The sequence below is a fragment of the Blautia sp. AF14-40 genome (assembly GCF_003479665.1).
GTDB classification, from domain to species: domain Bacteria; phylum Bacillota; class Clostridia; order Lachnospirales; family Lachnospiraceae; genus Fusicatenibacter; species Fusicatenibacter saccharivorans.
This window is the reverse complement of the sequence record NZ_QUHK01000001.1, coordinates 274,135-285,246: the sequence shown is the minus strand read 5'-3', so window position 1 is coordinate 285,246 and position 11,112 is coordinate 274,135. Positions and strand designations below refer to the sequence as shown.

Here is an 11,112-nt window from a genome sequence, read left to right as displayed (position 1 = left end):
CTTATTTTTCTGCCTCTCGGAATTCGGTGGTAAACGCCGGATTGTACAGATCACTTCTGCGGTAATTTCCCTGGGAAACGGCATTTCCGATGATCATCAGCGCTGTCTTGGTGATCTGGTTCTTTTTCGCCGTCTCGGCAAGTGTTCCAACGGTGCAGACGAACGTCTTCTCCTCCGGCCAGGTTGCTTTGTAAACGATCGCTGCCGGAGTATCTGCCGTATAGCCGCCTGCAATCAGCTCACGGGAAAGTTCCTCTAAGAGTCCCGTGCTTAAGAATACAACCATCGTTGCCTGATGTGCCGCAAAAGACGCAATGCTCTCCCGCTCCGGAACCGGTGTTCTTCCGGCCATTCTGGTGATGACAACACTCTGGGAGATATCCGGCAGCGTATATTCCATTTCAAGGGCAGCAGCCGCTCCGCAGAAAGAGCTGACACCTGGACAGTCATCGTGAGCGATTCCAAGGGCATCGAGCGCATCAATCTGTTCGCGGATTGCACCGTACAGGCACGGATCTCCCGTGTGGAGTCTTGCCACAGTCTGGCCTTTGCTTTCGGCCTCTTTCATAACATCAATCACCTGCTCCAGCGTCATGGTTGCACTGTTATATACCACACAGCCCTCTTTTTTCAGATCCAGCAGTGCCGGATTGACAAGAGAACCTGCATAAATGATAATGTCCGCCTCACCAAGCAGCTTCTGTCCTCTTACCGTAATCAGATCCGGGGCTCCAGGGCCCGCTCCAATAAAATGTACCATCTATTTTTTCCTCTTTTCTTTTACAATAATCAGTGAATAGTAACTTGCCTGGTCCGGGATTTCTTCCGCGCTGAAATACTTCTGTTCCGTATCCATGCCGCAGTTTTCTACCATCACCGCCCGGCAGTTCTTTTCCTTCAGGAACTGTTTCACAGCCGGCATCTTTTTACCCGCTTTCATCAGAACCTTTGTTCCTGAAAGTTCCAGTGCATCTTCAATCTGATAAGACGCCGGAATCACATGCAGTTCTTCGGAATTTTCCACCAGTCCCTCGGAAAGAGATGCTGCTGCCGCGCAGAACGATGTAACACCGCTTACAATTCTCGCATCGTAACCGTCTTCCAGTACCCGTCTGTGTACATAAAGGTAGGTAGAATACACGGTTGGATCTCCGAGTGTCAGAAATACTACGTTTTTTCCTGCATCCAGCAGCTCCTCTATTTTTTCTGCACCGCGCCGGTGATTTTCCTCCAGTTCTTTGGCATTCTTTGTCATCGGCATTGGAATAGCAACGAGCTCTTTTTCTGCCAGTTCCGGCACTGCCTGAACAGCAATCTGGTAGGCAATGCTCTCTTCCGGTTTCTCTCCTGGTACTGCAATCGTATCATTTTCCCGGATCAGACGGACGGCCTTTAACGTCATAAGCTCCGGGTCTCCCGGTCCGATTCCTGTTCCAAATAAAATTCCTGTCATTTTGTTTTTACTCTTTTCTGTTTTCTTTTTCTTCCTGCTCCCGCAGGCGCTCCAGAAGTTCTCCCGCTCCCGGGGTTTCCCCGAGCAGGCCCTCATTGCTTGAAAAAACAATCGCCTCCGTCTGCACTCTGCCCTCAATATGGTAATTCATGTAAAAAGCAATTTTTTCTGTCACTTTTTCCATGGTCTCTTTCAGGCATCCTGCTTCCTTTAAAATCTGCACCGCTTCTTCCGTCGTTCCAGTCTCCAGCAGTTTTTTTGCCAGTGCAAGATCCGCCCCTGCACGCACCGCCTGCGCCGTAAGAAGCTCCGCACGGCAGTCTGCCTCGTGGGAATGGGTATTCATAATTCCGCCGGACACCTTGACAAATTTTCCAAGATGGGCCACAAAAAGGATGGCGTCAAAGCCGAGCTCAGCTGCAAATTCCAGTGTTTTTCCGACGTAATTACTGCACTTAACGGAATGGTCTGCACGGACCCACGGATACGTTTTTAAGAAGTCCTGTCCGTAATTTCCCGGTGTCACCAGAAGGACGCGGTCACCCTGTGCTTTCCGCATTTCCATCTCGACGCGGATCGTGGAAATCAGCGCCTCCTCGCTCATCGGCACTACAATCCCGCTCGTTCCAAGGATTGAAATGCCGCCGGTGATGCCAAGTCTCGGATTGAATGTATGCTTTGCCAGTTCTTCCCCTTCCGGTACGGAGATGATAACCTGCAGTGCGCGGAAATCATCGAGTTTTTTCTGAATCTCCTCCACATTCTCGCGGATCATCTGGCGCGGTACATGGTTGATCGCCGCGTTTCCGACCGGCTGATCCAGCCCCGGCTTTGTCACACGCCCGACGCCGAATCCTCCATCGATTACAATTCCCTCTTCTGTTCCAAACGTCACTTCCGCGTAAATCAATGCTTTATCTGTCACATCCGGATCATCCCCGCCGTCTTTTCGGACGGCACAGCTTACTTTTTCGGCACTTCTCCGGATATCCAGCAATTCCAGATTCAGAACAATGCCCTTTGGCGTATGGATTTTCACTTCCTGTATTTCTTTCCCGGAAAGCAGCATAAACGCCGCTCCCCGCGCTGCCGCTGCAGCGCAGGAACCCGTCGTATATCCCATGCGGAGTTTCTTGCTGCCGCGCATAATATATGCATCTTCCAAGCCTGTCCTGCTCATGTTTTTCTCCTTAACAGATCCGGCGGTTTTTCTGCCGGATCACGCGATCTATTTTATCATAACACACAATGAAAAAATGCTGAACCATTTTCGCATATTTTTTCAAAAAAGATCAATTTTTCCCGGCTGTTTTTCTATCTCAGAAACTTATTCTTTTCCCAGCTTCCTGTTGTTTCAAACTCCGCAGCTCTTCTTTCTGCCTGTTTCACAATTTTTTCATCAATTCCCATATTTCCAAGCAGCGCAATCGCATTCTTTCCTCTTGCCGGCCCCTGTTCCAGGCGATACGGGAAGGAAATACTCTGCGCGGTAATCTGCTCTTCAAAATGATAATTGGTGTAGAGATCTTCCAGCAGATACGTCAGTTCAGTATCATGTGTTGCTGCAAGACAGAGCACATTTGCACGGCGCAGGGCAGCAAGCACACTCTCTGACGCTGCAATCCGCTCCGTCGTGTTTGTTCCCCGCAGCACCTCATCAATGACGCACAGAAGCGGTGTTTTTTCACGGCTTGCCTCCAGAATCCGTTTTAAAGATTTTACTTCCACAACAAAGTAACTCTCTCCCTGTGCCAGATTATCGCGGAGTGCCATGGATGTCATGATCCGGCACACAACACCGCGGTACCGCTTCGAAAGACTCGTGTTCAGTGCCTGTGCCAGAATCGCATTCACTGCCATGTTTTTCATAAATGTGGATTTTCCCGACGCATTCGAGCCGGTCAGCAGAATTCCGCCCTCCGCATACAGACTGTTTGCCACCGGATGTGTCAGAAGCGGATGATAAAGCTCCTCCACATCGATCCGACAGCCCGCCTTTTTCTCATCCAGGAATTCCGGCCGGCAGTAATACGAAAGGCTCTCCCGGTACGATGCTGCAGACAGTGCAAAGTCCAGGAGTCCAAGATCCTCTGCCATCTGCAGAATCGCTTTTTCATACGATTTCACTCCGGAAACAACCGAAGAATACTCGATCAGATCCAGCAGAAAGAACGTGCGAAAGTATGCAAAAATCATGTTTGCTGCACCGCCCTGCGATTCTTTCGTATTCACAAGTGTTCTGCATTTTCTTGTAATCGGACGGAGTTGTTTTTCCTGTTCTTCCAGACGCTTCTGATACATTTCCAGTCCGGAAATTTTTTCTTTTCCAAGTTCCCTGGCTGTCCGCTGCAGCCGCAGGATACAGCCAAACGCTTTTAATGCACTCTCCAGCTTTTTGCTCTCCCTTCCATGCATCAGTCCGTTGCCGACCATAGAAGCAAACAGAACAGACACACCCAGCGGAGGCAGTACAAACAGCAGTCCAATTCCAAGCACAGCAATACCGGCCATCAGAAGATATTTCCCCTTCTCTCCCGGCTCCGCCTCCATCAGTACGGCTATTTCTTCTGTCGGCGGATTCATCTTTTCTTTTCCCATCAAAAGAAGTGCTTTCTGCACTGCTTCTCTGGCTTTTTGGTTCTCTGCAAAAAGCTTCATCAGCCGTTCCCGCTCTTCCCTGATTTCTGTTGTTGTGACCGGCATCCGAAGCGCCGTGTACAGATATTCTTCCCCGCACACCGACACTGTGTGGTCGACTGTGTCAAAAACCGCATCGAGATCCAGGTCATTCCAGGTAATCGCGTCCACGCAGAAGTTTTCCCCTGCTTTTCGTCTCAGACACGCTTCCAGTTTTTCTTTCTTTTCCCGTGCCGTCCGTTTCTCCTGCTTTTTTCCCCATTTCTTCCGCAGTTGTACCAGCTTCTTTTCCTGTTCATTTCTGTTATTCTGTACCATCCAAACTCCCAGCAGTATCAGAACCACAAAAATTCCTGCTGCCGTATACAGTTCTTTCATGTCTTATCGCCATCCTTTTTCCTGCTCTGTATCATAAGTCTTTTGATTCTGTCTTATTCTAGCACAGAACCCTCTTCCCTTCCAGATTTTGTTGCAAAAATCATCTCCACCGCCGCATGTACAGCCAGTCTCTGTGAACTGCTGCCGTCACCAATGCAGGTGGAAAGGGTAAGTATCTTTTGAACTTCCTTTTCCTCACCGCTGCCAAAGATCATGCTGTTTTCTTTTCTTTCCTGTACCCATGCATTCCAGTCCGCATCGCTCCATGCTCCCAGCCGGTAAACATCACTTTTGGCATCCGTCTCCTCCACACTCCAAATACGGCACTGCCATGCTTCACCCGGCAAATACAGGTACAGATACGGAAATTCCTGTTTCCACGACGCTTCACGATACTTTTTCAATCCTCCGAACATCGTTCCATCCCGCATATTATGCCCATATAAAATCGTGTGACGTTCAGAAAAATCCTCCGGTGTATCACACGGTGCAAAAATACTGCCGTAAATCCGCTCCCTGCAAAACGCATCGTGTGTCAGATAATATGCGTTATCCTGCCCGTGCGCAACCGGAACATCTAAGGCGCAGCCCGGAATCCAGAGCCACGCGCAGATTTCTCTATTTTTTGATCGAAGTCCTGCAAAATCAATTGTCCGAAACAGATTTTTGTCTGTACTGCCCGGTTCCTGCTCCTGCACTTCTTCGCTTTTTTCGTTTTCCTCTTTGTTCTCTTCTTTTTCTTCTCTGACATACATCTCCACCGCTTCTTCCTGTTCTTTTCGAATCTGCCGGCTTACCTGAATCTGCGGCAGATACCAGAAAAAAAGCGCCGCCAATGTCAGAACTGCAATCCCTCTTCTTTTTCTGCCGATTTTTTCTCTCTCCATTTTGTTTTCATTCCACCACCCGAACCGATGGTGGAATGTTTTTTCCATTTTGTTATTCAACCGGAATCCGGTTTTTTACAATACTGTTGTGTCCATAATCATCCCAGCGGTATTTCTGATTTTCAAATACAACCTCACTTTCTTTGGGATGTCCGCAAAGATTTACCGATACCGAAAAGACGCGCGCAGGATCTTTTCCATATGCCGGCTCTTCTAGTTTTTTCACGGTAACATTCTTCGTACCTGTCACCTGCATAAGCGAATACCGCAGCACCTTCTTCTCCTGTACCCGGTAATCGTTTCCTGCCGGAATTCCCCGGATCTGTACCGACTGTTCCGTGTAGCCGTCCTGATCTGTCGTTTTCTCCACCTGTGTTTTTGTAAACGTAAGATAGCATTGGTATGTATGTTCTTTTCCATACAGATCCTTTCCCTTCACGGAAAACAGAAACGTTGGATTTCCATGCGCCCATGTAATCTCATCCGCCTTAATCTTCTTTGTAATCGTCAAGGTTTCACATGCAAGATCCTTCATCGTCACGGTCTGCACTTCCTGTTTTGCCTCCAGCACAAACGAAACCGGTTCTGCCGCAAGGTATCCATCCGGCGCGGCCTCCTCCACAATGACATAAGAACCCGGCTTTAATTTTTCCAGTTCATGCGGGCCGCTTCCTCCTGAAATCCAGCTGTCCACACGGTTTCCATCCATATCTTTTAATACCAGCTTTGCGCCGGAAATTCGTTTTCCGCTCTCTGCATCTATTTTTTCAATTGTCAGATGTGTTCCATCATTTTCGACCGTCACCGACAGTTCCGATTTACCGTCAATTTTTCCGTTTTCTACCACAAATTCCCGGCATGTGCTGTCCAGCAGATAGCCCTCCGGAGATGCTGTCTCCTGATAGTACCAGACACCGTCCAAAAGTCCCGTCAGCTCAATTTTTCCATTTGCATCCGTCTTTTTTGTCTCATCAAAACTTCCATCTTTCGTCCAGATATGAAAGGCTGCTCCCTGAAGCACTTTTCCGTCTCCCTGACTTACTTTCTGCAGAATAAAACGGTTCTTCCAGTTTGTAAACGTCAGTGTGATCTGTGCGTTTTGTTCCCCGATCGTTATTTTCTTTTCCGTCGGATCCAGCACATATCCATTTGGAGCCGCCGTTTCCCGCACAAGATACGTTCCGTACTCCAGCCCGTCTTTGAACGCCTCTCCATTTTCATCCGTTTTCAGCACAGCTGCTACCGCCTGATCCGGAAACAGCACTGTTCCGTTTACCGTTGTAATTGCTCCGCTCGCAATCACCTGATATGTTGCACCAGAAAGTGCTTTCCCTGAGTTTTCTTCCGTCTTTTTTATCTTCAGTGAGCCTGTTTTTCTTGTGTTTTCTGCCTCCAGATGGATCGTCTGCATGCCTTCCTTGTCAATGGAAAATTCCTGCTCCCAGCTTCCTGCATAACCAGCTGGATTCTTTGTCTCCACAACACGGAATTTTCCATTTTCACTGTCTGTATCCAGAATTCCCTCCAGCAGATAAGAACCCGTTTTTTTCACCCAGTTCATCTTTTTGAATTCACTCCAGGTGTTGTTTTTCCAGCGGTACACGGTAAATTCTGCACCCGAAATAGCTTCTTTTGTCTCTGCATCCATTTTTTTCACTACAAGATCTCCTACTTTCGACAGATGACAGGGAACGTTCGCTGTGTAACCAAATTCCGAAGTATTCCACGGCACAACAGTTATTCCCGTTTCCCGGGATGCTCCATGCCAGTTGTTGTACGTACTGGAAGTATCGTTTACAAAATTATCCGGCCATTTTTTCGGTGCTTTTACTCCGCCGCCAGGACCAGTTACCGCGTCGTTAGTGCCTCCATCATAGAAAATCATCGTCTGGGAATTTCCTTCAAAGGTAACTGTAACCCAGCCTTCCGAATTTTCCGGAGTTGTTCCACCGTCCGGCTCAGAGCCGCGTCTTGCCGACCAGATCGCTTCTGTTCTGGCATCGTAGACGATTCTGGCATCTGCCTCCTTCGTCAGATAGATATGTTCTGTCTCATCAGCCAGATAAAAGCCCTGCTTAAAGTCCAGATCTGAAAGTGTAAAATACCCTTTCACATTCAGCGGATTTCCTTTACTGTCGTAATAAGCAAACCGTACCTTGATCCAGAGCAGACCTTTAATATCAATGACCGGCTTATTGTGGTCAATCGCCACGACTACCGCATCCACGTCCTCATACCCTGATGGTACAACCGTGTTCTGCCAGTCTTCCAGCCAGATCCGCATCGTTACATTTTCCCCGTGGCACTCTCCAACATTCGTATATTCCGCATACATTTTTCCTTTTTTCGACTCCAGCGGCGTGAAGGAACGGAGATTACTCCATCCCTTCACATCGGCCGCCGGCCACCATGTGGAACAGCATTTCGAATGGCTCTCTCCGTTTTTGCAGAACAGATTGTCCCAGGTACTTCCATCTGTACTTCCAAAACGGATTTTTGTCTCACTTCCGATCAGCGGGGTAAAATCATATCGGCCGTCAATAACAGAGTCCGATGATACAACTTCTCCGATTCCGGCTTTCGAAAGAGAAGGAAGACTCGTAAGACTCGAAGCCAGAACATCTTCCCGAAAACAAAATCCCAACAACAGCAGAATTCCTGCGAGAAACCAGAAGCTTTTCTTTGCTCTTTTCATTCTTCCCTCCTTTCAGACCGGCCCGCGGCAAGAAACAGGAAGGCTCCTGTCACGGCAATTCCAATGGGGACCGCTGCTGACGGATCGCGCAGACCTGTTTTTGGCGCGCTGTGCCAGATAGAGGGGCCTTCTTCCTGCGGCAGATCTTCTCCTTCGACAGAAAAAATCCATTTTACCCCGCTTTTCCGAAGTGCCCATTCATTTCCAAGTTCTGACGGCACACGGATTGAAAAACAGATTTCTTTCCGTTCATCTGGACTGCATATTCCAAGACTTTTTGCTGCCCATAGTCCCTCACTCTCTAAATCACCTTCATAAATCACGCTGTTTCCCTCTCGTATTTCCAGTTTCACCTTGGAAAGCAGTTCTTTTTCTGTTTCACTGAGTTCTTCCGGAAGTTCCGTCCGCAGAAAAAATTCTGCACGGCTTGCTGTCGTGTTCACCAGTGTGAACGTATCTTCCCATTCATCTCCCGGCATCAGCACTGGAAAGTTCCGAAAGAAATTGTCGGGTGCCAAGATCAGATTCCGCGCTGCTCCTTCGTACGAAACGGTGAGGAAGCTCTGCTGCGAAACCTCCGAAACGGTATTATCCGCCTCGTGGACACACTGTTCAATTTCCAGTTCTTCTCCCCACGGAGCTTCTGCCGTAAAATCCGGCGTCACATTCGCTGCCTGTACGGCCTCCGCCTGGATTTCAACGGACAGCACCTGTCCCTCCGCCTCACTGGTCCACGCAGATGGAATGGTGATTGTACGGAAAAAATCGACAGATTCCTGCTTTCCCAGCACTTTGGGATAATAATAATACTCTCCTGCTTTCAGCCAGACGTCCTCGATTCCCCCAAGATCCTCTTCCCCCAGACGGTAATCCTGCGTTTCTTCCGCATCAAACACAGGCTTTACGCGGACATAGCATGGTTCGGCATAATTGGTGATCCGCGGAATTTTTGAAATCACCTGGGAAGGCAGTACAATGCCGTTTTCCGGTCCCTCATACTTCTTTTCTCCATCCCCGTCTTCCTCATATTCCCAGATTCCAATATTTACATCTCCGACAGCTATTTTGTTAATGGTCTCAACACTGCTCCGGTAATATGCATACGTTCCGCTGATTCCCATCAGAAGACTCGCCGCCGCACATCCGATCCTGACGCGTTTTCCTTTCATGTCTGACCACCTCTCTCATAAGCATCCCATGCCTCCCGATAGCCGTGAAATACCATATTCCCCTTCTGGATCTGCACCGATTCCTCATAGACCGAAACCTCAAGTTCTTTCTGTTCCATTTCTTTTGCAACGCGGATTCCGGTAAACAATTCCGTCGTGCTTTCGCCTTCTGAAACCGGTTTTTTGTAATAATAGTAGTCATCTTCTCCTTTTACCCAGTTTTCCGTATCAAGTCCCTCAATCGCTTCAATTGGTTCACTGAATATAAGTGCCGCACGAATATAGCAGGCAACGGAACCTTCATTTCTGATTTTTACTCTCTTTACCACACTTTTCCCTGGCGGTACGGGCGTCGGTGTCGGAAATTCTTCATCGATCGTACTTGTATTATGTCCGAACACCATACGATTCCAGACACTCTCGTGATCTGTAAAATACGCCGAAGTTCCCGGCAGCAGCCAAATGGCTGCCGCCATCGTACACCCGGCCGCACCCGCAAGGAAAAACAGCCGTTTCGTCTTTTTCTTCATCTTTTGTCCCCCAGAAAACTGCTTAAATTCCAGGTGCTTCTGTCTGTTCCGGCTCCGACTGCGGTGCCGTTACCTGCCCCTTCTGCCCATTATTCTGATTTACATACTTCTCCCAGGCCTTTGCTGCCCGCTCGGCAGCCGTACTTCCCTCACCGGTATTCAGCGCCTGGATTGCATAATAATTGATCGGAATATCGACCTCTTTTTCATCCAGCTGCCCTTCCACGATATTAGCTGCTGTCACGCTCGTAAATAAAGGATCCGTCGTTTTGCCAGCTGCAAGCACTTCATTGTAGAGATATGTATATACCATCGAATTGTTCTGTTTTTTCTTGTACATCAGCACCCATTTTTTCGAAAGCTGATTCATCGAAAACAGTTCCGTATCGCCGGCTGCTCCGCCGTTTAAACGGTTTCCGGATGTATCTGCAACGATCACTTTTGCGATTGGTATGGAAACATCCATATAGACGTAAGAATCATTTTTACCTTTATTTTTGATACGCGGGTCCTTCGGAATCACCTGGGTCGGCACAATATGATTGGTCTTTCCGTCCGGATCCGGTGCGTACGATGGTTCATTTCCTTCGATATCTACTTTTCCCACAACAAACTGGTTCGTCACAGAATCCTTATCCGTCAGATACGCCAGTGTTCCGCCCGCTGCCAGGGCTCCTGTCAGAAGCAGTGATGCTGCCCAGAATACGATTTTCCGCTGTTTTTTCATAGATCAATTCCTCCTGTTTTCCTAAATAATTTTGCTAATTCTTTTTATAACTTGTTTTCCTGCATGATTTTTCTACCGTGCCAAAGCTGCCGGATTGTAAAAAGCATCACCGCTCCCACGGCCAGAAAAAAGAGTGTTCCTCTCTGCCGGAGCCAGACGATACCAAAGCCAAGCCAGGGAAGAGCTACGATCACATTCCCGATCACCTGTTTTTCCAAAACGATGCCTGCATCTTCCTCCGCGTTGGCATCCCCCTTAGTACAGTATCCTTCCTCGCTCTTTTCCACGATCCGGTGTGTCACCACCATATTTCCTCTCCGGTAGGTAATCACATCCCCCGGATTCCATTCCTTCTTCCGTCCATCCACAACCACAACAGATCCCGTCGGGATCTCCGGTTCCATGGAACCGGACAGTACGACATAGGCGCAGAAATACTGCATCAGATACCATCCCGCCGCCAGAAAAAGGAAGGAAAGAAAGCCCTGCAGCCCCAGTTTTCCTTTTGCTTTCATTTGCTCCCTTCCGTCGATGCGGATATCCAGACTGTCATTTTTGCACGCAAAAAACAGAGGATAGCATTTACCCTCTGTCTCAGAATATCCCTGTTTCATTTTCTCTAAAGTTCTTGTAAAA

10 protein-coding genes are annotated in these 11,112 nt (G+C 48.4%); all 10 read right to left on the bottom strand.

Going from position 1 to position 11,112, the window contains the following annotated elements:
- Position 1 precedes the first annotated feature (1 nt).
- The 10 genes from cobM to DWW13_RS01325 all read right to left on the bottom strand — a co-directional run bounded on the left by cobM (position 2) and on the right by DWW13_RS01325 (position 11,090).
- Complete coding sequence (gene cobM / locus DWW13_RS01370; RefSeq protein WP_022462305.1) at positions 2-760, bottom strand: precorrin-4 C(11)-methyltransferase; 759 nt, start codon at positions 758-760, stop codon at positions 2-4.
- The gene (gene cobI / locus DWW13_RS01365) at positions 761-1,453 is read right to left on the bottom strand and encodes a precorrin-2 C(20)-methyltransferase (protein ID WP_022462304.1); all 693 of its coding nucleotides are present in this window, start codon (positions 1,451-1,453) and stop codon (positions 761-763) included.
- A 7-nt stretch (positions 1,454-1,460) separates the two neighbouring features.
- The gene (gene cbiD / locus DWW13_RS01360; protein WP_055226415.1) at positions 1,461-2,633 is read right to left on the bottom strand and encodes a cobalt-precorrin-5B (C(1))-methyltransferase CbiD; all 1,173 of its coding nucleotides are present in this window, start codon (positions 2,631-2,633) and stop codon (positions 1,461-1,463) included.
- A gap of 134 nt (positions 2,634-2,767) precedes the next feature.
- Positions 2,768-4,468, bottom strand: coding sequence for a MutS-related protein (locus tag DWW13_RS01355; RefSeq protein WP_117812893.1), 1,701 nt, complete (start codon positions 4,466-4,468; stop codon positions 2,768-2,770).
- Between the two features lie 53 nt (positions 4,469-4,521).
- Positions 4,522-5,355, bottom strand: a complete 834-nt coding sequence (locus DWW13_RS01350) for a class B sortase (protein ID WP_158565010.1) — start codon at positions 5,353-5,355, stop codon at positions 4,522-4,524.
- A gap of 52 nt (positions 5,356-5,407) precedes the next feature.
- Positions 5,408-8,050 carry a SpaA isopeptide-forming pilin-related protein gene (locus tag DWW13_RS01345; protein WP_118594739.1) on the bottom strand — a complete coding sequence of 881 codons (2,643 nt, stop codon included), beginning with the start codon at positions 8,048-8,050 and terminating at the stop codon, positions 5,408-5,410.
- The gene (locus tag DWW13_RS01340) at positions 8,047-9,219 is read right to left on the bottom strand and encodes a hypothetical protein (RefSeq protein ID WP_022462299.1); all 1,173 of its coding nucleotides are present in this window, start codon (positions 9,217-9,219) and stop codon (positions 8,047-8,049) included. Before DWW13_RS01340 ends, DWW13_RS01345 begins: the two co-directional genes overlap by 4 nt.
- On the bottom strand, positions 9,216-9,749 hold the full coding sequence (locus DWW13_RS01335; RefSeq protein WP_022462298.1) for a hypothetical protein: 534 nt from the start codon (positions 9,747-9,749) through the stop codon (positions 9,216-9,218). The genes DWW13_RS01340 and DWW13_RS01335 overlap by 4 nt, the downstream gene beginning before the upstream one ends.
- 22 nt (positions 9,750-9,771) lie before the next feature.
- Positions 9,772-10,476 (bottom strand): SipW-dependent-type signal peptide-containing protein, encoded by a 705-nt coding sequence (locus DWW13_RS01330; RefSeq protein ID WP_022462297.1) that lies wholly within the window; start codon positions 10,474-10,476, stop codon positions 9,772-9,774.
- Positions 10,477-10,520: 44 nt separating this feature from the next.
- Complete coding sequence (locus tag DWW13_RS01325; protein WP_022462296.1) at positions 10,521-11,090, bottom strand: signal peptidase I; 570 nt, start codon at positions 11,088-11,090, stop codon at positions 10,521-10,523.
- Positions 11,091-11,112: the final 22 nt, after the last annotated feature.